Source organism: Rhizobium sp. Leaf321 (genome assembly GCF_001423215.1).
Classification (GTDB): domain Bacteria; phylum Pseudomonadota; class Alphaproteobacteria; order Rhizobiales; family Rhizobiaceae; genus Neorhizobium; species Neorhizobium soli.
Genome location: NZ_LMOF01000007.1, coordinates 259756 through 283545 on the forward strand (window position 1 = coordinate 259756; position 23790 = coordinate 283545).

A 23790-nucleotide genomic window follows, 5' to 3' on the forward strand; every position below is an offset into this window, starting at 1 on the left:
GACGTTGGCGCCGTTGTCATGCGGCCTTCTTCATGTCCATGGACGCGAGATACATCCGGTGGCCTTCAAGCACCCACTCCTGCCACCAGGTCAGAATCTCAAGTTTCACGTCAAGGTAAGCGTTCTTGTCGTAGACGATCTGCGCGACACTCTCGCGACCTTCGTTCCGGTGCGTGATCATATCAACATTCTCAGGTTCCATTGGTCTGCCGCGCAAGCTGAACTGTGGCATCTCTGGTGAGACCACGGTCACAAAAGCCTTCCGCATATCGTGCGTCGACACATTGAACGGCATCTTCTCAAAAGAGCCGCCGGGCTTGCGCATGTTCTCGATCATTTTCGAAACCGTCCGGACATCAATATGCCCCGACATATCGTCGCCGGTCCTCTTAGGTCTCTGCTTCGGAAACAGATGTTCCGATTCAGGGTTGTTTTTCGAAAGACGCATAGCTTGGCGAACGACGCTGGTAGCGACTGGAGGAAGCGGAAGCTTGCGCCAGTGGTGCGACTTATCTTCCATTCCCCATATGCAGTCGTAGGGGCCGTCATCGAACTGGAAGGCCGACTGCAGAGCGATTGTGGGGGTCGTGCGGCGCTGTCCCGTTAGAAGTTGAAGTTTCAGCACGAGCCGGACTGTTTCGTTCGGACAAGACTCCAGAGCTTCCCAAAGCGCTCCGATCTCGAGCTGCGTCAGCGCACGGAACTTGTCACTTCCGGCGAACACGGTGGAACGCTCTTCGCAACGTTCCAGGTCTGCGGCCACGTTCCAAGTAAGGTTGAAGACCTTTCTGCCGACAAAATGTTTGAAGACGGCGCGCAGCGCATTCACAGTCAGGTCAGCCTGTCGCACGCCAGCAACGATATTTTTCTCAGGCTTGGTCACCAGGCCCTTCCTCTTGTCTTCGGCTACCTTCTGTCTGTGGGCTAGAACAGCCCGCTCGGTGCATCGTGCGACGATGTTGTCGCGTATCTCGGACAGATCAGTTGTGACGATAGAGGCGATTGGCTTACCGTTGATCGGTGCAAAATCCTCATGAAGCCCGGCCACGCCAAGCGACGATTTATAACCCCGTACGGTGTCGGCGTTGCGGTTCTTCGCACACCACTCAAGATACATGTCCCTCGCAACTTCCCATGTCAGACCCTGGCCAGTGGCCACGTCGTGATGATGACCAGCTTCTCTGACCGAGAAGCCGGCCGCGAAAGAGTCTATGAGAGCGTCGATCGGCAGACCCTTCTTCTCCTCTTGCTTGATCTTCACGATGAACTGCCGAAGAGCAGGCAAGTCATTCAGTCCGAACGTCGAGAAAGAAGCGATCCGACGATTGGATTTCCGGGTGCTGTAATACCAGCTCGCACCTGTCTTGGTGATCTTGATGGCGAGTCCGGTCTCCTCGGTGTCGTGATAGACGACGACGTTGGCGACGCCCTTTTTCATCTGGTTTTTGACTTTGGTGAGTGTGTGTCCGCTGAAGTTTTCTGAGGGCATGTCCTGATCCAATCTAGTGTTCCTAAAAATGGTGACCTGGACCGAATCAGTTGTCTAGCCTTTAGACCCACTTTTCGTGGCCGTCAGCGGTGAAATCACATGTGACTTAGAGGAAGCGTAGCTAAGTCACATCACAAAATAATATGAAGGAAATATCCTGTCTGAGCTGGTCAACAAATTTGGCCTTGTTTTACAAGCCTTGTGCTACAAAGAATGTTGACAAAGGTAGAGTGGCTGGGAGATAGAAAACGGAAGACCCGATGCCTCTTAATCAGCGGGTCGTAGGTTCGAGCCCTACATCACCCACCAAATCAATCCTTTACATTGAAATGTTCAAATGCCGGTTTCACCGGCAAATGGCGTTTCCGTTGCCGTCGACGACGCAGTTTCGCTGCGTCGCGCCTGCGCTTCCGGGTCGTGGTGAGGGCCGTTCCTCGATGACACCTGGTCTGCGTCCACCCATATGTCCCGAGACGCCATCGCCTTGTGGCCTTCCTTCAAAATTCTCGTTTCCATAGGTGCCGTAATATCCGCCCGTCCCATCCGGCTGAATTTCGGTATTGCGAAACTGCTGTGCTTCAGCCGGCAAGGCGGCGAGCGTGACCGCAAAGGCAGCGATCAGGGTTCTCATCGGAATCTCCTCCCGTATGATAGTCTATCACAATCTGAATAGCGCAACTCTGGGGCTTCCTGCCGAGCAAATGTCGGCTTTTTTGTACCACCCTGCATTTGTCTCGGGCGAGGTTGCAATTCGTTCGGAACCCTCTGCGCGCGCATGCATTTTGTCCGCATGTTGAAAATCTGCGGAGCATCCTCGTCGTGAAAGCGATCCTTCTACTTCTGAGCGGGCTTGTCTTGGCCGTCACGGTCTTCTTGAGTGGCGTTGCGGCCACGGCCTATCTCATTGCCGAGCCGGCGCCCCATCGCTTTTCCAACGTTGACCATCCTGATCTCTGGACCTCGACACCCGTGGTCGTGAGCAGCGGCGATCAGCGTTACGAGCGGATTGCTGCCGTGACCGCAAAGATCGATTTGCCGGCGTCGGATGCGCAGGGGCAGCCCGTAGCTGCCCAGGACCAGGCGACGGATGCGGTGGACGGCGTCCAGACGGCTTCCTTGGATGAGACAGACCAGGCGTCGGTAGATCCTGTGTCCGATTCATCGGTTAACCAGGCGCATGCCGACTGGTGTTTCGCGCGCTACCGTTCCTACAGGCTCGAGGACAACACCTACCAGCCTTACAGGGGTGGCCAGCGTCGGGCCTGCCAGTCACCGGTCGCAATGTCGCATGGTCAGGACAACATTGTTTCTGGCAACGAGGACACCGGCATCGAAGAGCAGGGGCTGGTTCAGCAGGTCAGCGCCACGAGCACGATGATCGGGCGTGGTCAGGACGGCCGTCTTGTGCGTGAAACTGACCGCTCGTCTTTGCCGCAAAACGCCTCATACGACGCAACATCCATGGGGAACCCGGCGCACGAGGAGTGGTGCCTGTCGCGGTACCGTTCATACCGCGCCAACGACAACAGCTACACATCCTACGGCGGCATGCGCCGCACGTGTCAGTCCCCCTACGGCTGAGACCTAGTTCAGCCCGTTTTGAGCAATGTGACCGTCGGCTGTTCGTCTTCCTTCAAGCCTTGAACCAGTTTGGCGAGCCAATCCACGAAGACCCGGACCTTGTTGGAGAGGTGCCGGGTTTGCGGGTAGACGATGTAGAGCGGCAGCGGTTCGCACTCCCATTCGGCGAAGATCTCGATGAGTTCGCCCCTCTGCACGTGCTCCTGGACCATGAACCGCGCCGCCTGCGCGATCCCGAGCCCCGCGACCGCCGCATTGACGTAGGAGCGCGCATCATTCACCGAGACGACGTAACGCGGCATGATCTCCAGCGTCTCATCCTCTTTGCAAAAGTCGAAGGTCATGATCCGGCCGGCCGTCGCGTTGAGGTAACCGACAGAGAAATGGTCGGTCTCCAGATCTCGCGGATGGGTCGGCATACCGAATCGCTCAAGATAGTTCGGGGATAGGTAATTGCGCATGCGGAGCTCGCCGACTTTGCGCGCGATCAGCGACTGGTCCTTGGGCGTGCCGCCTCGAAGAGCGCAGTCGACATTTTCAGCAATGTAATCGACCAGCCGGTCGCCGACCCCGATATCCAGCTGGATCTGCGGGTAGCGCTGGTAGAATTCGCACAGGTTAGGGATCACCACGAGGTCGGCGAACGCCCCTGCCATCTCGACACGCAGTCGGCCCGTGGGCTGGTTCTGCGATTTCGACATCGTGCCGTCGAGTTCTTCAAGCTCCGACAGGATCTGTACGGCGCGCTCGTAGTAGAGTGCTCCATCGGTCGTGACCATCACCCGACGTGTCGTGCGGTTGAGGAGCTTCGTGCGCAGATGCGCCTCCAGACCCTGGACCATGTTGGTGGCCGTGGTCTTGGGAATATTGAGGGTCGCGGCAGCACGCGTGAAGTTGCCCGTTTCGACGACGCGCACGAAGACGCGCATAGAGGAAAGCTGGTCCATCGTTGATCCCGTTCGAAGAGTTGTATTATTCGCCTATCCGGAACAGTGTTGCCGATTTCAGCGACTTGTGAGTTCTGTCAGGAACAATAATATCAGGGTCAAGTTATTCGGCAAGATGCCTTTCGCCAGTGTGGCTTTTTGGCTCCATAGCGAGGAGGACTGGATGACGGACTGGAACAAGAACGCGGATATCGAATGGGCAGGCCTGCCCGTTTCCATACACCGTTACGAAGGCCAGCCGGCAGCCAAAGTCGCGCCGATTCTACTCTATCTGCGCGGATCCGCATTCCAGCAAGGTGGCCTGCGGGACCGTGAAGTGCCGATCGGAAAAGTCTTCTCGGAGGCGGGTTCGATCGTTGTCGAGGCGGATTATGGTGCCGCCTCGGGCAACCTGTTTCCGCAGGCAATGGAATGCGCCTTCGCGGCGCTGACCTATCTCAGCAGCAACCGCAAGCGCTTCGGGTCCGCCCGTTCTCCGCTTTTCGTTGCGGGCGATGAGGCGGGCGGCAACGTGGCGGCGGGTGTGGCTTTAAAGGCGCGAGACCAATTGCCGGGCGAGCTTCGGGGACAGATCCTTCTGTCGCCGATGATCGATCCAATGATGGCCTCGAAATCGTTTCGTCGAGCCGACGAGATCGGCATGCGTGAGAAATGGTCCGACGGTTGGAGCCATTATCTGCGTTCGGCCTGCGGTTTCCAGCATCCCTATGCTGCGCCCTGTCTGTGTTCTCGGCTATCCGGTCTTGCGCCGGCCCTGGTCGTGACCTCGGAAGACGATCCGCTGCATGACGAGGTTGTCAACTATGCGGACCGGCTCGAAGCCTCGGGCGTATCGGTCAGGCAGAAAATATTCCCGAAAGGCGCAGGCTGGACGGGTGTTTACAAGGGCGGGCAGGGGAACTGGATGGCGGGTCTTTCCGCCGAGTTCAAAGGCTTCGTCGAAACGTTGAGTGAATAAGCAGACGTCGATTTCTAGCGTTTGACAACGGTTTTCTCCTCCTCCCTGGGGCAGGACCGTCAGGAGATTATGATTATGTTGAAGATCAAAAACTGGGCCCCGTGGGGCGCCGGAATAAGTGTTGCTGCGCTCATTGCAGGCGCTTCGCTCTCTATCGATACACCGACAGGCGCCCATGCGGCCCCCGCGGAAGCGGCGGCTCAGCCGGCGGTGCCGGTCACGGTTGCCGCCGTGCAGCCGAAGAACGTCACCACCTGGCAGGAGTTTTCCGGCCGTCTGGAAGCTGTTGATCGCGTCGAGGTTCGCCCAAGGGTGGCCGGCGCAATTCTGTCCGTGCATTTCCGTGAAGGCGGTCTCGTAAAGGAAGGCGATCTTCTGGTCTCGATCGATCCCGAGCCCTACAAGGCAGCCGTCGCTCAGGCGGAGGGACAGATGGCATCCGCCCAGGCAAGGCTCGATTATGCCGACACCGAGCTGGAACGGGGCAAGACGCTCGCCTCGCGCAACACCATATCGCAGAGCGATCTTTCGCAGCGTCAGAGCGCCCGCGCCGAAGCGATTGCCAATGTCCAAGCAGCAAGGGCAACGCTGAAATCGGCGCAGATCAATCTGGATTATACCCAGATTCGTGCCCCGATCTCCGGGCGTGCAGGTCGCATCGAAGTGACCGTCGGCAATCTCGTGGCGGCAGGCTCTGCCTCGGCGGTGCTGACGACGCTCGTGTCGAGCAGCCCGATCTACGCAAGCTTTGATGCAGCCGAAGAACTGGTGGCCCGCACACTGGCCCAGGTCGACGTCAAGGACGGCGTGCCGGCGATTGGCGACGTTCCGGTTGAGGCCAGCACGCTCGCGTCAACGACGCCTGTCCGCGGCAAGCTGCAGCTGATCGACAACGAGGTCAACGCGGCAAGCGGCACGATCCGCGTCCGCGCTGTCTTCGACAATCCAGGCGGGCGCTTGATCCCAGGGCAGTTCGTGCGGGTCCGCATGGGTGAACCCAAGGCCGAAGATCGCCTTCTCGTCAGCGAAAAGGCGATTGGCACCGACCAGGACAAGAAGTTCGTGCTGGTCGTCGAAGCTGGCGACAAGGTCGGCTATCGGCAGGTTCAGCTCGGCTCGGTGATCGATGGTCAGCGCATCGTCGAAAAGGGACTTTCTGCCGGTGATCGCGTCGTCGTCAGCGGGCTTCAACGAATCCGCCCCGGCGCTCTCGTGGCGCCACAGGATGAAGTCGCCACCAAGTGACCTGACGCGGTCTGCTTCTTCCTAACTGGAGGGGGCTGGCCGCAACCAAAACTGCAATTGCGAGACACGGTAAGCACTCGCGGCCTGCATTGGCCGCGAGAGGGATGCCTGTTGTTTCTGTTCGACCCTGGAGAGAGGGCTTAGACAATGAATATTTCAAGATTTTTCATCGACAGACCGGTGTTTGCTGGCGTCCTGTCGATCCTGATCGTGGTCGCCGGCCTGCTTGGCATGCGCGCACTTCCGATTTCCGAATATCCGAACGTGGTTCCACCGTCGGTCGTCGTGAAGGCGACATATCCCGGTGCCAATCCGGTCGTGATTGCAGAGACCGTTGCGACGCCGCTCGAAGAACAAATCAACGGCGTCGAAGACATGCTCTACATGTCGAGCCAGGCGACGTCGGACGGCGTGATGACGCTGACGGTCACCTTCAAGCTCGGCACCGATCCGGACAAGGCGCAGCAACTGGTGCAAAACCGCGTCAGCCAGGCTGAACCGCGCTTGCCATCCGAGGTGAGGGCGCTCGGCATCACCACGATCAAGAGCTCGCCCGACTTCATCATGGTCGTCAACCTTGTCTCGGATAGCGACCGTTATGACCTCACCTACCTTCGCAACTACGCGACGCTGAACGTCAAGGATCGGCTCGCACGGATCGAGGGCGTCGGTCAGGTACAAGTCTTCGGCGCCGGCGACTATTCCATGCGTGTCTGGATCGACCCGCAAAAGGCTGCCGAGCACAATCTCGCGGCAAGCGACGTGACCGACGCGATCCGCGCGCAGAACGTCCAGGCTGCAGCCGGCATTATCGGCGCCTCGCCGAACCTGCCGGGCACCGACCTGCAGCTCAACGTCAACGCGCAGGGACGTCTGCAGTCGCCCGAAGAGTTCGGCAACATCATCGTCAAGAGCGGCGCCAATGGCGAGATCACAAGGCTTCGCGACGTCGCGAGGGTCGAAATGGGCGCCGCCGACTATACGCTGCGGTCGCTTCTAGACGGACGCCCGGCAGTTGCCATTCCCGTCCTGCAGGCCCCCGGCTCGAATGCGATCGAGATCGCCGATACGGTCCGCGCGACCATGGATCAGCTCCAGCTGGCGATGCCGGAAGGTGTCAAATACGAGATCGTCTACGACACCACGCAGTTCGTCCGCTCGTCGATCGAAAAGGTCGTCGATACGCTGCTCGAAGCCATTGCGCTGGTCGTCATCGTCGTCATCGTCTTCCTGCAGACTTGGCGTGCCTCGATCATTCCGCTGATCGCGGTTCCGGTCTCGATCATCGGCACGTTCGCCGTGATGTATGCGCTGGGCTTCTCGATCAACGCGCTGACGCTGTTCGGCCTGGTGCTGGCGATCGGTATTGTCGTGGATGACGCGATCGTCGTCGTCGAGAATGTCGAGCGCAATATCGAAAACGGGCTCAATCCGCGCGATGCCACCTACAAGGCGATGCGCGAAGTCTCCGGCCCGATCATCGCGATCGCGCTCGTGCTTGTCGCGGTGTTCGTGCCGCTCGCCTTCATCTCCGGCTTGTCCGGCCAGTTCTACCGCCAGTTCGCGCTGACCATCGCCATCTCGACGGTGATCTCGGCGATCAATTCGCTGACCTTGTCGCCGGCACTGGCAGCTCTTCTCCTCAAGGGGCATCATGCCCCGAAGGACCGGTTGACGCGTGGCATGGACTGGCTGTTCGGCTGGTTCTTCCGCGGCTTCAACCGGGTCTTCGGTTCCGCTTCGAACGGTTATGGCCGCACGGTGGGCGGGCTTCTGTCGCGCAAGAGTATCGTCATGGTGATCTATCTCGCCCTGATCGGTGCAACCTACAGCGTGTTCAACGCGGTGCCGGGCGGCTTCGTACCGGCGCAGGACAAGCAGTATCTGATCGGCTTTGCACAGCTGCCGGATGGGGCAACGCTCGACCGTACCGAAGATGTGGTGAAGCGCATGAGCGACATCGCCCTGAAGCAGCCGGGCGTCGAGCATGCGATTGCATTCCCAGGCCTGTCGATCAACGGTTTCACGATCGGCTCCAATTCCGGCATCGTCTTCGCAGTCCTTGATGACTTCGAGAACCGCACGACGCCGGAGCTTTCGGGCGGCGCCATCGCCATGGCACTGAACCAGAAATTCGCCGGTATCCAGGATGCGTTCATCGCGATGTTCCCGCCGCCGCCGGTCAACGGTCTCGGCACCACGGGCGGCTTCAAGCTGCAGCTCGAAGACCGCGCCGGCTATGGCTACAAGGCACTGGACGACGCGACCAAGGCGGTGATTGCCAAGGCCATGCAGGCGCCGGAACTTGCGGGCATCTTCTCCAGCTTCCAGATCAACGTCCCGCAGCTGTTCGCCGATCTAGACCGCGCCAAGGCCGAACAGCTGGGCGTATCCGTCACCGACGTGTTCGAGACGCTGCAGATCTATCTCGGCTCACTCTACGTCAACGACTTCAACGCCTTCGGCCGTACCTACAGCGTAAGGGTGCAGGCGGATGCGCAGTTCCGCGCCAAGCCCGAGGATATCGGTGCATTGAAAGTCCGCTCGCAATCGGGCCAGATGATCCCTCTATCGGCGCTCCTCAAGGTGGACGCCCAGACGGGACCGGAGCGGACCACGCGCTACAACGGCTTCCTCGCCGCCGATATCAACGGAGCGCCGGCACCTGGCTTCTCCTCCGGTCAGGCGGAAGCGGCGATTACGAAGATTCTCGACGAAACACTGCCGTCAGGCGTCGCCTTCGAGTGGACCGATCTCACCTACCAGCAGATCCTGGCCGGCAATTCGAGCATCATCGTGTTTCCGCTGGCATTGCTGCTGGTCTATCTCGTGCTGGCCGCCCAGTACGAAAGCCTGACGCTGCCGATTGCGATCATCATGATCGTGCCGATGGGCGTGCTGGCGGCACTGACGGGTGTCTGGCTGACGGGAGGCGACAACAACATCTTCACCCAGATCGGGTTGGTGGTGCTGGTCGGACTGTCGGCGAAGAACGCGATCCTGATCGTGGAATTCGCCCGCGAGCTGGAGTTCGAAGGCCGAACGCCGTTCGAGGCTGCAGTCGAATCCAGCCGCCTTCGCCTTCGCCCGATCCTGATGACGTCGATGGCCTTTATCATGGGCGTGGTGCCGCTGGTCGTGTCCACCGGTGCCGGTGCGGAAATGCGCGTCGCCATGGGTATCGCGGTATTCTCCGGCATGATCGGGGTGACCTTCTTCGGCATCTTCATGACGCCGGTCTTCTATATGCTGGCGCGCCTGATGACCGGAATGCGGCCCCTGCGGCAGCACGGTTTGGAGGCGCCGCCCGCTCTCTCTCCAGCGGAGTAGCTGGCCTCCAGGCCCTGCGGGTTCTTCCTCTGGAAGGATCCGCAGGGCATTTTCAATTGTGCCAAGCCATAATGGGCCAGGGTTAACCTTACCCCGTAACCATTGGTAAAGGCTGTGATTGCGCTGCTTACCAATCGGTGGCAATCAGTTCGCACGCCCCTCGTAGCTCAAAGCCAGAGCAGCTGCTTCGTTTGCAGCCGATCCAGGTTCAATTCCTCGGCAGGGGCACCATCTTCCTTTCTCGCTAGATCGCGCCACCATCGATCACCAGTGTCTGCGCAGTTATAGCAGCCGCGGCGCTTGACGCGAGAAACAGACACGGGCCCACGACATCCTGCGCCACCAGGCTGCGTTTGAGGCACTGGCGCCCAATCATCGCGGCGATGTCCTCATCCTTCAGCCACAGGTCCTTTTGCCGCTCGGTGACGATCATGCCGGGCAGGATGGCATTGACCCGGATATTTTCCGGCCCAAGCCTGCCGGCGAGGCTTTTGGTCAGACCGACGATACCGGCCTTGGCGGTTGTGTAGGATGGCATGCCACCCATGTTGAGCATCCAGGCGATCGATGAGAAATTGACGATCGCACCACCGCCCGCCAACCGCATATGCGGCACGGCGGCTTGCGATGTAAAAAACACCTGCTTCAGATTGATCGCCTGGCTGAGGTCCCAGTAGTCTTCGGTGATATCATCGAGATCCCGGCGATCGTCCCAGGCGGCATTGTTCACGAGTACGGAGAGTGACCCAAGGCTTGCTGCCGCATCATCGACCGCATGTCGGATAGCATCGGTATCGCGCAAGTCCGCCCGTATATATCGGACTGGATGATCGCTGATCGCGGAAAGCCGGTCCGCCACTGCTGCACTGGGTTCGTCGGCAATGTCGATAAACGCGACCTTTGCGCCATGGGCCGCGAATCCCTCGACAAGCGCCGCGCCTATGCCGGATCCGCCGCCCGTGATCAGCACGCCGCGGCCGCGCAGATCCGCGTGCCCCATCAAATCCTCATTCATAGGGTTTTCTCCATTCCCATTCTCAGTTCTAACGCTTCGAACCTCGCCGTCAATTGCGCCGGCTCCCTCCTATCTGTAGTCCGGATGCGTATCCGGTCCTGCAAATCCCGTCAGTCTCTCCAAAAGGAATTCCGCATTGTCAGTCTCCCAAAACGTCATCGTCCTGCCGACCAGAGGTTATCGCGGCTTTCTCTTCGACATGGACGGAACGATCCTCAATTCGATTGCTTCCGCCGAACGTGTCTGGGGACGCTGGGCGGCAGAGCAGGGGCTCGACGTGGAGAAATTCCTGCCCTTCATGCACGGCAAGCGCGGCATCGACACGATTACGAGCCTCAACCTGCCGGGTCTTGATCCGGCAGTGGAAGCGGAGAAGGTTCTGCGCGGCGAGATCGACGATGTCGAGGGTATCGTTCAGATACCGGGCGCTGCTGAATTCTTGGCGAGCCTGCCCGCGGGGCAATGGGGTGTCGTGACGTCGTCGCCGCTGGAACTCGCAAAGGCAAGACTTGCCGCAGCTGGCCTTGCGATACCGTCCATGCTGGTCACTGCCGAGGACGTCACGATCGGCAAACCGGACCCGCAGGGCTACAGGCTCGGCGCGAAACGGCTTGGCGCAGACCCATCCGACGTGATGGTGTTCGAGGATGTCCCGGCCGGCATCAAGGCAGGAGAGGCGGCGGGTGCCGATGTCATGGTGATCACCGCCACCCATACCCACGAGGTCGAAGGCGGGCACTTCCGGATCCCGGATTATACCGGTGTTTCGGTAAGCGTCGCCAACGACGGCGTCATCACCTTTCAGTCCAGAGCGTGAGAGGCTGACGCCGGTCGTCTGGTACCGGTCAGGCAGCCCTGCTGGATGTTTTCATGAACTGGATGGTGGCGATCCACAGTATGACGCCGAGGCCAAGCAGGGCGGCGGCAATGGCATACTGGACCGGATCGCGACCGGCCCAGGGGCCTGCCAGAAACACGCAGGAGATCACACCAAGAACCGGCAAGATCGTTGGTGTCCGGAAGTGCTTGTGATCGACCTTGTCCTTGCGCAGCACCAGCACGGCGACATTGACGATCGCAAAGACGCAAAGCAACAGTAGTGCAGTCGTCCCGCCAAGAGCGGGCACGCCGCCGGCAAAGAGAATCAGACAGACGGCGAGAAGCGATGTGAAAACGATTGCGATATATGGCGTGCGGCGCGTTGCGTGCACCTTGCCGAGCATGGCGGGCAGCACATTTTCGCGGGCCATGCCGTAGATGAGCCGGCTTGCCATCATCATGTTGATCAGCGCCGAATTGGCGACGGCAAACATCGTGATGATCGCAAAGATGCTGATCGGGAACGCTGGCGCGCCGGCCTGGATGACTTTCAGAAGCGGTGTCTCGCCCTCGCCAAGCTCGTTTGCCGGCACGAGCGTGATCGCAGAGATTGCCACGAGAATGTAGATCACGCCGGTGATCGCGAGACCGGTCAGCAGCACTTTCGGGAAGAGACGGCTTGGCTCCTTGCACTCTTCGGCCATGTTGACCGAGTCCTCGAACCCGACCATCGCGAAGAAGGCGAGACCAGTTGCGGCGACGACTGGCCAGAACGTTCCGCTGCCCTCCGGTGTGGCGAACGTCCAGGCACGCGACACATCGCCCTCGCCACCAGCAATCGCCCAGAGGCCGATGCCGATGATGATGAGAAGGCCGGTCAGTTCCACAACGGTCAGTACGACGTTGAGCTTTACGCTTTCACCGACACCGCGGAAATTGACCGCCGCCACCAGCGCAATGAAGCCGACGGCGATCAGCGGTACGCCCCAGACCCCGAGATCCAGCCCGAGCGACGTCGAGAAGTTGGCGGCAAACGCCCGCGATGCCGTCGCCGCAGACGTGATGCCTGATGACATCACGGCGAAGGCGACAAGGAACGTCACGAAATGGACGCCGAAGGCTTTATGGGTGTAGAGCGCGGCACCAGCTGCCTGCGGATATTTGGTGACGAGTTCGAGATAGGAGCAGGCGGTGAGCAGGGCGACAAGAAAAGCGATGAGGAATGGAAGCCAGACAACGCCTCCAACTTCAGCGGCCACTTGTCCGGTCAGCGCGTAGATCCCCGTTCCGAGAATATCGCCAACGATGAACAGCAGCAGCAGGCCGGGGCCCATCACGCGCTTGAGTTCAGGTGTTTCTTCTTTCGCGCCGAACGCCTCTGCCATGACTGCCTCCCAACATGGTCCTACATGGCAACACTAATGGGAACATCACACGATTGTTCCATGTTTGGTATGGCTTAACCGATCACGCCGAGCGTTACAGCCGCGACGACGCCGTAGCGAAGCGTCTTGCCGATGAAGACCAAAACAAGGAACGTTGGCAGCGGTTCTTTCAGAACACCCGCGACCACGGTGATGGCATCGCCGCCGATCGGTAGCCAGCTCAGGAGAAGCGACCACTTTCCGTATTTGCGATACCAGGTCTTTGCCTTCTCAAGCTTGTCAGGCTTGACGGGGAACCAGCGTCGGTCCCGGAACCGCTCCACGCCCAATCCCATCAGCCAGTTGACCACCGAGCCGAGCGTGTTGCCGACGGAGGCCGTGAGGACGAGGGCCGCAAGCGCATAGCGATCCGACAGGATGAGGCCGACAAGGACCGCTTCCGACTGCATCGGAAAGATCGTGGCAGCGATGAATGCAGCAAAGAACAGGCCCGCATAGGCGGCAAGATCGACCATGGAAAACCGGGTTTAAAACGTCGAAATGAAAAAGGGCGGGAAACGACCCGCCCTTTTGTTCGGATGGTGAAACGCCTCAGACGTTGCTGATCTGCTTGGAATCGACGGCTGTGTCGTCTGCAACAGGCTTCTGAGCCTGGTGGCGGGTACGCCAGTCGCCAAGGAACAGCAGGATCGGCGCCGCGATGAACACCGACGAGAGGGCAGCGACGAGAATGCCGAACACCATCGGGATCGCGAAGCTGGAAACCGCGCTACCACCCCAGATCGCCATCGGCAGAAGCGAAAGGAACGCTGTCGCCGAGGTGTAGAGGCTTCGCGCCAGCGTCTCGTTGATCGACAGGTCGATCACGTCGCGCAACGGCATCTTCTTGTAGAGGCGCATGTTCTCGCGCATGCGGTCATAGACCACGACCTTGTCGTTGACAGAGTAACCGACCAGCGTCAGCAGCGCGGCAATCGCTGTCAGGTTGAAGTCGAGACCGGTGATCGCGAAGAAGCCGATCGTCTTTGTCACATCGAGCACGAGGGTCGCGATGGCACCGACGGCGAATGGCCATTCGAACCGCACCCAGATGTAGATCATCATGGCAATCGAGGCGAGCAGGACCGACAGGAAGCCGGCCGTTGCAAGTTCGCCCGATACCTTCGGACCGACGACTTCAGTACGCTCGACCTTGGCAGTCTGGTCGATCTTCAGGACTTCGGCCTTGAGCTTCTCGACAGCCTCCGTCTGGGCAATCTCGCCGCCCGGCTGGCGTTCGACACGGACCAGGAGCCTGTTGTGGGCACCGAATTCCTGCAGTGCCACTTCGCCGAGACCGAGCTCGTTGAGGCCCGAACGGAAGGACGCGAGATCCGCTTCGTTGGCGGTTACGACTTCCATCTGGATACCGCCGCGGAAGTCGACGCCGTAGTTGAGGCCAGGCGTTACGAACAGCACGAGCGAGGCGATCGACAGGAGAACCGACACGCCGATACCGATAAAGCGACCCTTCATGAAGGGGATACGCGTACCATCCGGAACGAGGTTGATCGGCAGAAGCGGCTTGATCTCGATCTTCTTCAGCTTGCGCTGAGCGGCAATGTAGATCATCGCGACGCGAACGACCGACACGGCGGTGAACATCGAGATCATGATGCCGAGGCCCATGGTGACCGCGAAGCCGCGGACAGGACCGGAGCCGAACCAGAACAGAAGGACGGTCGCAATCAGCGCCGTGACGTTACTGTCGACGATGGTCGAGTAGGCGCGGGCGAAGCCCGAGTCGATTGCCGCAAACGCGCTCTTGCCCTTGCGGGTTTCTTCCTTGATGCGCTCGTTGATCAGAACGTTCGCATCGACTGCAAGACCAATGCCGAGCACCACGCCGGCGATGCCGGGCAGGGTGAGTGTCGACCCGATCAAGGTGAGGCCCGCAAAGGTCAGGACGACGTTGATAAGAAGCGCAGCGTTGGCCAGAATGCCCCAGCTTCCGTAAAGGAAGAAGATAAAGCAGACGACGAGGACGAAGCCGATGAGGCCGGTGAAGATGCCCATCTCGATCGCATCGGAGCCAAGGTCGGCGCCGACGGTGCGTTCTTCGATGACAGTGAGCTTGGCGGGCAGGGAGCCGGCGCGCAGCAGCGCGGAAAGGGTGGTCGCGTCCTCAGGCGTGAAGCTGCCCGAAATCTGACCGGAGCCGCCGGTGATCGGCGTCTGGATAACGGGTGCACTGAGCACCTTGTTGTCGAGCACGATCGCAAACGGACGGCCCACATTGGCCTGTGTGATCTGGGCAAAGCGGGCGGCACCGGCACTGTCGAAACGGAAGGTGACGATCGGCTGGCGGCTCTGCTGATCGAAGGCAGCGCGGGCATCGGTCAGGCGGTCGCCGGAGAGTTCGACGCGGTCGAGCACCGGATACTGCTGGCCGCTTTCGTCTGCGATCATGGTCACGCCCGGCTGGCCCTGGTCACCGAGAAGGTGGAAGCTCATCTTGGCGGTCGAGCCGAGAAGCTGGCGCAGGCGCGAAGGGTCCTGTTCGCCTGGAAGCTGGACGAGAACGCGGTCCGAACCCACACGCTGGATCGTCGGCTCGGCGACGCCGACCTGGTCAACGCGCTGGCGGATGATCTCAAGGCTTTGCTCAACGGCAGCGTTGATATGGGAGGTGATCCCCGCATCCGTCTGGGCGATGGAAATCGTGTTGTCGCCCTGGCTGGTGATGGAAAGGTCGCTGCCACCAACCGTCGTGCCAAGCCCGATCGGGTTCGCGAGCGTCTGCAACTCGGTGACGGCCTGATCGCGCTGTGCTGGATCGCGAAGCGTAACAAGCACAGCCTCGCCCGAGCGACGGATAGCCGATGTTGCGAGGTTCTTTTCGCGCAGAACGCGGCGTGCATCCTGGATCAGGCCCTGGACACGCTCGTTGATGAGATCAGCGCGGTCCACTTCCAGCACCAGATGCGAACCGCCGCGAAGGTCGAGACCGAGCGATACGCGGCTGTGAGGCAGGAAGGACGGCACGCGGTCGAGGACCGATTGCGGCAGAACGTTCGGCATCGCCACCAGGAAGCCGAACACGATGACGAGGATATAGCTCGCCACCAGCCAGGGTGAATTTCTCATGTTTTAAGATCCTGCTTCGCCCCGGTTGCGCGTTTCGCAGCAAGGGGCCGTATGCGTGTGAGGTTCGAGTATCGCGTTCAGGACGCTGACGGCGGTGCGCGCGGAAGCGGAACCGGCCAATGGGTACCGATCGGGTTGGCATCGCCCAAGGGAGACGCGATCGCTTGCGCGAAATCCGGGATCGTCAGGGCTGAGGCGTTGAAAGCCAAAGCGCCGTCTGCGCCGCTCCACTGGCTGGGACCAGCCTCCCTGCGGTCGGCAGTTGCCAGCGTGCGAATAGGATCGCGTTTGCTGGCTTGTGGTGTCTCCGAGCTCTTCTCGCTGGAATGCGCAATGCGCAGAATTGCCTGGCTGTCACGAAGGCCACCGGACAGAAGAGCGACGAAGGCGATCAGCAGTGCCGCGACAAAGACTGCCCATTGCGACGGGAGCTTGTCCTGCGCGCACCGGGCCGTCTCTCGTGTTCCTGCCGGAAACACCGCCATCCGTTCCAACTCCGGAATATTCGTCACACCGAAGAGCCTGCTTCGGAAGAATGCCGCTTCTAAAGGAGAGTGCTGGTACGGTCAATCGCATCACGGCAGGGGATAACCGAAGTTTGACCCGCCTCGCGTCGGGCGCGAACCGGCCTTGACCTCAGTCAACGATTGGACGGGGCTCACCAGCACTTTCGAGCTGGGGGTCCGCGAGCCCCTGACCGGTTATTGCCGGCTGCGACCACCTAACGTTGCTAGCCGGCCTGCTTCAATGGCAGCGCTCTGATTCGACGGTCAATCTCGATTGTATGATAATGAGCGTTTAAACCGCTGTTTCAAAACGAGCCGAGACGACTAGGCAGACTGGATCAGCGGCAAGACTTCGATCATGCCGTGATAGATCATGGTGATTGCGACATAGACGATAACGGCGAGGCCGAGATAGGCGATCCAGCGGTAGCGGTTGAGCAGGTTCGCCACAAAATTGGCAGCGATACCCATCATCGCAATCGACACGACGAGACCGATGATCAGGACTGCGGAATGCTCCTGAGCAGCTCCGGCAACGGCAAGGACGTTGTCCAGTGACATGGACACATCAGCGACGACGATCTGCATTGCCGCTTGAAAAAACGTCTTTTGCGGCTGGTTGGCGGCCGCAGCGTTGAGCGCGTTGGCGTCTGCCGTATCGTGGGCACGCAGTTCGCTCCACATTTTCCAGCACACCCAGGCGAGCAACAGGCCGCCGACAAGCTGCAGCCCGACGATGCCGAGAAGGTATGAGGTGACCGCTGCAAAGATCAGACGAAGCACGGTTGCGGCCGCGATGCCGAACAGGATTGCCTTCTTGCGCATGTCCGCCGGAAGGCCGGCAGCGGCAAGACCGATAACGATCGCGTTGTCGCCGGACAGCACGAGATTGATGGCAATGACCTCGACGAGGGCAGCCAAGCCAGCAGCGGTAAATAGATCCATGATAGGGAGGCCTGAATGGGAAGGATTGGAGGTAATTTCCTCTATCCGCTTCTTCGCGGTTGCGCACAAGCAATTTACAATTGTCTTTCCGCAAACCGTGGAACGGATGGTCTGCCGGAAGATCAGCAACGGCGCTGGCGGGCAGGATATTTACATTCCCCAATTCCACCGTCATCAATGAGGCTACAAACGGGGAAATACCATGACGCTTGAACAGGATATCGCCAGGATCGCCGAGCAGGAAGCGGCCCTGATTTTCGACCGCTTTGGTCCGGACGAAGCCTGGCGACTCGGTTCTTTGCTGCGCGACATGGCGATCGAGAAGGGGCTGCCAGTCGCGATCGGTATCCGGCTTCACTCGATGCCACTCTTTTACACGGCGTTGCCGGGGTCGATGCCTGACAACGAAGACTGGGTTCGGCGCAAGAGCAATGTCGTCCTGCGCTTCTTTCAGTCGAGCTATGGGATGGGTCTGAGAATGACCAGGCAGGAGACAACACTCGAGGCAAAGTTCTCGCTTCCTATTGCCGACTATGCACCGCATGGCGGCAGTTTTCCGATAAAGGTGAACGGCGCGGGCTGTATCGGCGCAGTCACCGTATCGGGTCTCCCGCAGCGAGACGATCACAGGCTCGTCGTGGAGGCTCTGCTGGTGATGATGGGCAAGTCGTCCGACGGTGTTCAACTGGAGCAAGCTTGATGAGTTCTGAAGCGGTTCGTACCCCTGAAGACGTGCTGAATTTCTGGTTTGTCGAACTGGGACCGGAGAAATGGTTCGAAAAGAACCCTGCGCTGGACGTCGCAATCTCGAAGCATTTCGCAGCGACGCACCTGTTTCTGGCGCATGGAGATCTGGATACGTGGCGAGGTTCACGCGAGGGGCAGCTCGCGGCCATCATCGTGCTCGACCAGTTTTCTCGCAATATCTATCGGGGCACACCGCTGGCGTTCGCAACAGATTGGATCGCGTTGCGGGAGGCGAGGCTGGCAGTCGACGAAGGTGTCGATACGGGCGTTGGTCTGCATGAGCGGTGCTTCCTGTATCTGCCCTTCGAACATTCGGAAGCGCTTGAAGACCAGGATCGCGCAGTCGAGCTTTTTGCTCTCCTCGGCGACGAACGATATCACGACTACGCGGTCAAGCACCGGGAGGTGATCCGTCAGTTCGGCCGCTTCCCGCATCGAAATGCTTTGCTCGGACGCAATTCGACCCCGGAAGAGCTCGAGTATCTTGCTCTGCCAGGGTCGGGTTTTTGATCAGATCTGATCTAATCAGCGCTTAGCGTCTAAAGGCGCGCGCAACTGCAATAAGTATGCAGGCGCCGATAAAGCCGGCGATGAGGTAGCCAATCCAGCCGCCCAGCACAACGCCGAAGAAGCCGAGAATGGCGTTGGCGATGATCGCGCCGACGATGCCGAGAAGGATGTTCATGAAGACGCCCATATTGCTCTTCATGAACTGTTCTGCCAGCCAGCCTGCAATGCCGCCGATGATGATGGCTGCGATCCAGCCGATGCCTGCTTCTTCCATGTCTTACCCTCACGTTTTGAATTTGCGATTGGTAACGCAGCAGAATGTTCCAAAGTTCCCAAGGAATTTTCAAGCTGTGCAGGACGTCCTTTTCTTCGCCTTGAAGTGTCTCTATTCGTGCCTGCGATTCCGATTGTCCTGAGAAGAGTAGAGACCGGTGCGCGTGAACTCCTTCGATCCCTTGTCGCTGATGACGCGAACGATCCGCGCATCCATGATCGTCCTGCTTGTGACCGCAGCAGCGTTTACGGCCAATGCGCAGGCTCCGCAAAACGGTACGACGTCAACCCAGGCTGCACCGACCCCGGCTGCGCCGGCGCAGGCTGCGCCAACCCCGGCTGCACCGACCCAAGCGGCACCAGCCCAGACCGCGCCGGGCCAGGCAGCCCCCGGGCAGGCCGGGCAACCGCAGGCATCTGCTCAGCAAAACCCACAGTCGATGGTGACGGTCGACTCGATCAATCATGAAATGAAGGAGACATTGGACAGCCTTCGCGGCCGGCTGACCACGTTCAACGATCAGGTCAGGCAGGATACGACCGACGACGGCCGACTGGCCGAGCTTCGCCTGCAGGCGGAAGAGATCGTCGAACAGATGCGCAGCGCGTCTGACACGCTGAAGGCACGTGTCACGCAGATCCAGTCCAGGTTGACGAGCCTCGGAGAACCACCGGCCGAAGGGCAGCCGCAGGAAGCGCCGGCCGTCGCCGAGGAGCGCGGCAAGCTGGTCAATGAGCGTTCCGAGCTGAACCTCATCGTCGATGATGCCAACAACCTGGCCAACAGCGCGACAAATCTCGCCAACACGATCACCAACCTGCGCCGTGCCCTGTTCGCGCAGACGCTGTTTCGTCATACGGAATTGAACGCCGATCTATTCATCGAGGCGGGCAATGCCTTCGTAACTGAAGTGCACAACTTCAACGCGACGCTTGGCAGTTGGATCGGCTTTGTCATCCGCTTCAAGCTGCTTCAGCTTCTGAGCGCCATCGCGCTGTCCATCGGTGCTGCGGCCCTATTCCTCTGGGGCGGCTACCGCATTTTCGGCCGCTTCATTCGTCGCAACGGTCAGGAAGATCCATCCTACATCAAGCGTCTTTCGGTCGCCTTCTGGTCGACCGTGATTCAGACGGTCTCGATCGCGGCCTTTCTGGTGACCTCCTATCTCTTCCTCGATGGGTTCAATGTCCTCAGACCCGATGTGGCGCCGATCATTGCTTCGCTGTTCGGCTTCATCTGGTTCGTCTCGTTTGTCTGGAAGCTCACCTATGGCGTAATGGCGCCGGGAGAGCCGGCATGGCGACTGGTGCGCATCACCGACAAGGGCGCGCGGCTGCTGACATTGGCCGTGCTCGTCATGGCGGTGGTCAACGGACTGGATTACCTTCTCGGCGCGATCAGCGAGGCATTGAACTCGCCGCTGGTTCTGACGATCGTCAAGAGCCTGTTCGCCGCTGTCATCGTTGGTCTCATCCTGATCGCCATTTCCTTTGTTCGGCCGCGCGTTGCCGAGGGCGAGGATCGTGGCGGCAGTACCGGCCATCCCTGGCCGCGGTTTTTCTCCGGTCTGTTGAAGATCATGGGCGGGCTGCTTCTGCTTGCTGTCCTGACGGGCTATATTGGTCTTGCCCGTTTTGTCGCGACACAGATCGTGCTGACCGGCGCGGTTGTCGTCCTGGTCTATCTGGGCTTCCTGTCGGGCAAGGCGATCTCCAAGCAGGGTGCGTTCAAGAACACCGGCGCCGGTCGGCAGCTGGCGGAGCGCCGCAATTTTGGCGAGGTCGCGCTCGACCAGACAGGGCTTGTTGCCGGCCTCGGCATCTATGCGTTCGCCCTGTTTCTCGGCATCCCGCTGATCCTTCTGACCTGGGGCTTCCAGACCACCGATATCGAGGCATGGATCTACAATTTCTTCACCGAAATTCGGATTGGTAACGTCTCCATCTCGATCGTCGGCATTTTCGGCGGCATCCTTCTGTTCGGATTGGGCTTTGTCGTCACCCACTGGGTTCAGAAGTGGATCGACAACAACGTTCTTGCCCGAAGCCAGGTGGATCTCGGTGTCCGAAACTCGGTGAAGACGGGCATCGGCTATCTCGGCGTCGGACTTGCCGTCATCGTCGGCGTGTCGGCTGCGGGCATTGACCTCTCAAGCTTTGCTCTTGTCGCGTCTGCACTGTCGGTCGGTATCGGTTTCGGTCTGCAGAACATCGTATCGAACTTCGTATCGGGACTGATTCTGCTGGTGGAACGTCCGTTCAAGGTGGGTGACCACGTGGTGACGGGCGCAAACGAAGGTATCGTCAAGCGGATTTCTGTACGTGCGACCGAGATCGAGACCTTCCGCAAACAATCGATCATCGTGCCGAACTCCGACCTGATCAACGCCGCGGTCGGCAACTGGACGCATCGCAACAAGATCGGCCGTTCGGAAATTCCGATCGCTGTCAGCTACAACGCTGACCCGCAACGGGTGATGGACATTCTGCTGGAACTCGTCGACCAGATCCCCGAAGTGCTGCGGAATCCGGAACCTCACGTCGAGTTCCTGACATTCGGGCCGTCGTCGCTGAATTTCGAGCTTCGTTTCCATCTCGCTGACATGGGTGATGGCCTTCGTATCCGGAACAACCTCAGGATCGCCATTCTGCAGCGCTTCCGCGCGGAGGGCATCGAGATTCCGTTCCCGCAGCAGGAGATCGTCTTCCACCGCGGAAAGCCGGTCCTGCCGGATGAGGGAGATACGGCGGGTGGCGCGTAAAGCCACACGCCGAGAATGGTAAGGTACCGGAATAATACATCATTCACTTTAGGCAGCGGTAACTCGATGACCGCTGCGCTCAAGATGTGAAAGTACTGCCTAATTAACGCTTCTGAAAATTGCTTCGCATAGAGTTAAACAAATGGGGCAAGGATCGGGGTTAAAAGGGTACCATGACATTTCTCGGCATTTCCGGCATGCAATATTCCGGCGAATCTTTGGCGAATGCGCGCATATTGCTTGCGGAAGATTCTAACGTATTTACGTCGATGGTCGGGACCCGAGTGAAAGAACTGTTCGGCATCGAGATTGAGATCTGCCGTAACTTCGAAGATCTGCAGCTTGCTTACGATCGCTCCACCGAGCCTGTCACGCTTGCGATCTCCAACATCAACCTCCCGGGTGCTGAAAACGGAGAGGCGCTGGAATACCTGATCGATCTGTCGATCCCGACCATCGTCTTTACCGGCACCTTCCAGCAGGAAACACGCGATAGGCTACTGGCCAAGGATATCGTGGATTATATCCTGAAGGACAACGTCTTTGCGGTCGACATGCTGGCGGAATCGGTTTGCCGGTTCCTGACCAACCACCGCCATCACGTCCTGATCGTCGATGATAGCATGACCGCCCGCGCATTGCTGTCGAGTCGTCTGAAGCGCTATAACTTTAGGGTCAGTGTCGCCGAGAACGGCGCCAAGGCCCTCGAGATCCTGAAGAAGAGCCCCGATATCGGTCTCGTCGTCACCGACTACAACATGCCCGATATCGATGGTTTCGAACTGACGCGCCGCATCCGCTCGGTTCGCGGTTCCCACGAACTGCGCGTGATCGGCGTGTCTTCGTCGTCGGACCGGCTGCTTTCCGCCCGGTTCCTGAAGGCCGGCGGCAATGACTTCATGTTGCGGCCCTTCATCGACGAGGAGTTCTACTGCCGCGTCAACCAGAACCTGGATACGCTGATCCAGATCCGCACGATGCGCTCGAAGGCTCCAGCAGCCGACGTCAGGAACGTTGCCTGATTTCTTGAGAGCTGCTGAGTGTGCAAAGCGAGCAGCACCTCATATCGATGGGGTGCCGCTCTTTAAAAAACTTACACCACGACCCCGGTGCGTGCGGTGTTGAGCGAAAGCTTGCGCTCTGCGCGTTCCTGCTGGGGTGAGCGGTTGTAGACCTCGCGGTAACACTTAGAAAAATGAGACGCCGACACGAACCCGCAGGCGACCGCAACCTCGACGACCGGCATCGAGGACTGCACCAGCAGATGCCGGGCGCGGTCAAGGCGGATCTCGAGATAGTAGCGGGCAGGGGATCGCCCCATCTCCTGCCGGAACAGCCGCTCAATCTGGCGGCGGGACAGGCCGACATCGTCGGCGATCTCGACCAGTGACAGCGGCTCGGCCAGATTGTTTTCCATCAGCTCAATGATCTGCAGAACCTTGGAGTTCTGGACCCCGAGCCTCGCGCGCAAGGGAAGACGCTGGCGGTCATGCGGGTTGCGGACGCGATCTGTCAGCTGCTGTTCGCAGACCCGGTTGACGAGATTGTCGCCGAAATCCTGGCCGATCAGGTTCAGCATCATGTCGAGTGACGCGGTGCCGCCAGCGCAGGTATAGAGGTTGGAGTCGACCTCGTAGAGATCCGCATAGACTTCCGCCTGTGGAAACGCTTCGGCAAAACCCGGGAGGTTCTCCCAGTGGATCGCGCAGCGCTTGCCGTTCAGGAGCCCCGCCTGCGCCAGAATATGCGCGCCGGTGCAAAGACTTCCGACAGCCGTGCCGCGGTTATAGGTCTCGCGCAGCCAGGCGTTGACAGACTTGTTGTTGAACTCCTCCACATAGATGCCGGAACACATCAGCACCATGCTGGGGCGATGCTCACCGCTCAGGTGACGGCGTTCGTCTGCAAGCGAGGAATTGACTTCGAGACCGATACCACTGGACGAGTAGACCTTCTCGCCATCGACGGAACAGAGGCGCCAGGTATAGGCGGCATAGCCAAGCATACGGTTTGCGATCCGCAGGGTCTCGACGGCAGCTGCAAAGGGCAGCATCGTAAAGTGCGGCACAAGAAAGAAAACGAGCGCGCGTTTCTTCGCGTGCCCACGGTTTGTAATATCCATGTCGCTGTTCCCTTCGCTGGCCGCCGTTAA

General features: G+C 59.6%; 20 protein-coding genes and 1 tRNA gene. 10 read left to right on the forward strand and 11 right to left on the reverse strand.

Going from position 1 to position 23790, the window contains the following annotated elements:
- Window positions 1-16 precede the first annotated feature (16 nt).
- Window positions 17-1501, reverse strand: coding sequence for a hypothetical protein (locus ASF70_RS14190; protein ID WP_062580578.1), 1485 nt, complete (start codon window positions 1499-1501; stop codon window positions 17-19).
- Window positions 1502-1835: 334 nt separating this feature from the next.
- Window positions 1836-2120, reverse strand: coding sequence for a hypothetical protein (locus ASF70_RS14195; RefSeq protein WP_062580579.1), 285 nt, complete (start codon window positions 2118-2120; stop codon window positions 1836-1838).
- 188 nt (window positions 2121-2308) lie between these two features.
- On the opposite strand from ASF70_RS14195, the gene ASF70_RS24210 reads away from it, so the two are divergent.
- Entirely contained in the window at window positions 2309-3070 is a 762-nt protein-coding gene (locus ASF70_RS24210) for a BA14K family protein (RefSeq protein ID WP_062580581.1), read from the forward strand.
- A gap of 8 nt (window positions 3071-3078) precedes the next feature.
- Here the strand turns inward: ASF70_RS24210 and ASF70_RS14205 are convergent, their stop codons facing one another.
- Window positions 3079-4017, reverse strand: coding sequence for a LysR family transcriptional regulator (locus ASF70_RS14205; protein ID WP_062580582.1), 939 nt, complete (start codon window positions 4015-4017; stop codon window positions 3079-3081).
- Between the two features lie 163 nt (window positions 4018-4180).
- Between ASF70_RS14205 and ASF70_RS14210 the strand changes: the two genes are divergently transcribed.
- From ASF70_RS14210 to ASF70_RS14225, 4 genes are all read left to right on the forward strand, one after another.
- Entirely contained in the window at window positions 4181-4975 is a 795-nt protein-coding gene (locus tag ASF70_RS14210) for an alpha/beta hydrolase (RefSeq protein WP_062580584.1), read from the forward strand.
- A 72-nt stretch (window positions 4976-5047) separates the two neighbouring features.
- Window positions 5048-6220, forward strand: coding sequence for an efflux RND transporter periplasmic adaptor subunit (locus tag ASF70_RS14215; RefSeq protein WP_200943549.1), 1173 nt, complete (start codon window positions 5048-5050; stop codon window positions 6218-6220).
- A 147-nt stretch (window positions 6221-6367) separates the two neighbouring features.
- Window positions 6368-9550 (forward strand): multidrug efflux RND transporter permease subunit, encoded by a 3183-nt coding sequence (locus tag ASF70_RS14220; RefSeq protein WP_062580586.1) that lies wholly within the window; start codon window positions 6368-6370, stop codon window positions 9548-9550.
- A 155-nt stretch (window positions 9551-9705) separates the two neighbouring features.
- Window positions 9706-9781, forward strand: a tRNA-Thr gene (locus ASF70_RS14225).
- A 13-nt stretch (window positions 9782-9794) separates the two neighbouring features.
- Here ASF70_RS14225 and ASF70_RS14230 read toward each other — a convergent pair.
- Window positions 9795-10565, reverse strand: coding sequence for an SDR family oxidoreductase (locus ASF70_RS14230; protein ID WP_062580588.1), 771 nt, complete (start codon window positions 10563-10565; stop codon window positions 9795-9797).
- Window positions 10566-10701: 136 nt separating this feature from the next.
- Here ASF70_RS14230 and ASF70_RS14235 point away from each other — a divergent pair, with 136 nt between their 5' ends.
- Window positions 10702-11382, forward strand: coding sequence for an HAD-IA family hydrolase (locus ASF70_RS14235; protein ID WP_062580589.1), 681 nt, complete (start codon window positions 10702-10704; stop codon window positions 11380-11382).
- A gap of 28 nt (window positions 11383-11410) precedes the next feature.
- On the opposite strand, the gene ASF70_RS14240 is transcribed toward ASF70_RS14235, so the two are convergent.
- The 5 genes from ASF70_RS14240 to ASF70_RS14260 all read right to left on the reverse strand — a co-directional run bounded on the left by ASF70_RS14240 (window position 11411) and on the right by ASF70_RS14260 (window position 17346).
- On the reverse strand, window positions 11411-12769 hold the full coding sequence (locus ASF70_RS14240; protein ID WP_062580591.1) for an APC family permease: 1359 nt from the start codon (window positions 12767-12769) through the stop codon (window positions 11411-11413).
- 74 nt (window positions 12770-12843) lie between these two features.
- Window positions 12844-13284, reverse strand: a complete 441-nt coding sequence (locus ASF70_RS14245; RefSeq protein WP_062457227.1) for a YqaA family protein — start codon at window positions 13282-13284, stop codon at window positions 12844-12846.
- Window positions 13285-13360: 76 nt separating this feature from the next.
- Complete coding sequence (gene secD, locus ASF70_RS14250; protein WP_062580593.1) at window positions 13361-15895, reverse strand: protein translocase subunit SecD; 2535 nt, start codon at window positions 15893-15895, stop codon at window positions 13361-13363.
- 77 nt (window positions 15896-15972) lie between these two features.
- On the reverse strand, window positions 15973-16407 hold the full coding sequence (locus ASF70_RS14255; RefSeq protein WP_156461841.1) for a hypothetical protein: 435 nt from the start codon (window positions 16405-16407) through the stop codon (window positions 15973-15975).
- A gap of 318 nt (window positions 16408-16725) precedes the next feature.
- The gene (locus ASF70_RS14260; protein ID WP_062457218.1) at window positions 16726-17346 is read right to left on the reverse strand and encodes a TerC family protein; all 621 of its coding nucleotides are present in this window, start codon (window positions 17344-17346) and stop codon (window positions 16726-16728) included.
- Between the two features lie 202 nt (window positions 17347-17548).
- Here ASF70_RS14260 and ASF70_RS14270 point away from each other — a divergent pair, with 202 nt between their 5' ends.
- On the forward strand, window positions 17549-18046 hold the full coding sequence (locus tag ASF70_RS14270) for a heme-degrading domain-containing protein (protein WP_062580596.1): 498 nt from the start codon (window positions 17549-17551) through the stop codon (window positions 18044-18046).
- Window positions 18046-18603, forward strand: a complete 558-nt coding sequence (locus ASF70_RS14275; RefSeq protein ID WP_062580598.1) for a DUF924 family protein — start codon at window positions 18046-18048, stop codon at window positions 18601-18603. Before ASF70_RS14270 ends, ASF70_RS14275 begins: the two co-directional genes overlap by 1 nt.
- 22 nt (window positions 18604-18625) lie before the next feature.
- Here ASF70_RS14275 and ASF70_RS14280 read toward each other — a convergent pair whose 3' ends face one another.
- On the reverse strand, window positions 18626-18877 hold the full coding sequence (locus tag ASF70_RS14280) for a GlsB/YeaQ/YmgE family stress response membrane protein (protein WP_062457205.1): 252 nt from the start codon (window positions 18875-18877) through the stop codon (window positions 18626-18628).
- Window positions 18878-19034: 157 nt separating this feature from the next.
- Here ASF70_RS14280 and ASF70_RS14285 point away from each other — a divergent pair, with 157 nt between their 5' ends.
- Both ASF70_RS14285 and ASF70_RS14290 read left to right on the forward strand, forming a co-directional pair.
- Entirely contained in the window at window positions 19035-21638 is a 2604-nt protein-coding gene (locus tag ASF70_RS14285; RefSeq protein WP_062580599.1) for a mechanosensitive ion channel family protein, read from the forward strand.
- A gap of 173 nt (window positions 21639-21811) precedes the next feature.
- Window positions 21812-22660: a response regulator gene (locus ASF70_RS14290; protein WP_062580601.1), complete on the forward strand. Its 849-nt coding sequence runs from the start codon at window positions 21812-21814 to the stop codon at window positions 22658-22660.
- Window positions 22661-22731: 71 nt separating this feature from the next.
- On the opposite strand, the gene ASF70_RS14295 is transcribed toward ASF70_RS14290, so the two are convergent.
- On the reverse strand, window positions 22732-23760 hold the full coding sequence (locus tag ASF70_RS14295) for a GlxA family transcriptional regulator (protein WP_062458093.1): 1029 nt from the start codon (window positions 23758-23760) through the stop codon (window positions 22732-22734).
- Between the last annotated feature and the right edge of the window lie 30 nt (window positions 23761-23790).

Coding starts and splice junctions, on each gene's coding strand:
- ASF70_RS14195 (WP_062580579.1), bottom strand. CDS start 2,120: ATGAGAACCCTGATCGCTGCCTTTGCGGTCACGCTCGCCGCCTTGCCG.
- ASF70_RS14205 (WP_062580582.1), bottom strand. CDS start 4,017: ATGGACCAGCTTTCCTCTATGCGCGTCTTCGTGCGCGTCGTCGAAACG.
- ASF70_RS14210 (WP_062580584.1), top strand. CDS start 4,181: ATGACGGACTGGAACAAGAACGCGGATATCGAATGGGCAGGCCTGCCC.
- ASF70_RS14220 (WP_062580586.1), top strand. CDS start 6,368: ATGAATATTTCAAGATTTTTCATCGACAGACCGGTGTTTGCTGGCGTC.
- ASF70_RS14230 (WP_062580588.1), bottom strand. CDS start 10,565: ATGAATGAGGATTTGATGGGGCACGCGGATCTGCGCGGCCGCGGCGTG.
- ASF70_RS14240 (WP_062580591.1), bottom strand. CDS start 12,769: ATGGCAGAGGCGTTCGGCGCGAAAGAAGAAACACCTGAACTCAAGCGC.
- ASF70_RS14245 (WP_062457227.1), bottom strand. CDS start 13,284: ATGGTCGATCTTGCCGCCTATGCGGGCCTGTTCTTTGCTGCATTCATC.
- secD (WP_062580593.1), bottom strand. CDS start 15,895: ATGAGAAATTCACCCTGGCTGGTGGCGAGCTATATCCTCGTCATCGTG.
- ASF70_RS14260 (WP_062457218.1), bottom strand. CDS start 17,346: ATGGATCTATTTACCGCTGCTGGCTTGGCTGCCCTCGTCGAGGTCATT.
- ASF70_RS14270 (WP_062580596.1), top strand. CDS start 17,549: ATGACGCTTGAACAGGATATCGCCAGGATCGCCGAGCAGGAAGCGGCC.
- ASF70_RS14275 (WP_062580598.1), top strand. CDS start 18,046: ATGAGTTCTGAAGCGGTTCGTACCCCTGAAGACGTGCTGAATTTCTGG.
- ASF70_RS14280 (WP_062457205.1), bottom strand. CDS start 18,877: ATGGAAGAAGCAGGCATCGGCTGGATCGCAGCCATCATCATCGGCGGC.
- ASF70_RS14290 (WP_062580601.1), top strand. CDS start 21,812: ATGACATTTCTCGGCATTTCCGGCATGCAATATTCCGGCGAATCTTTG.
- ASF70_RS14295 (WP_062458093.1), bottom strand. CDS start 23,760: ATGGATATTACAAACCGTGGGCACGCGAAGAAACGCGCGCTCGTTTTC.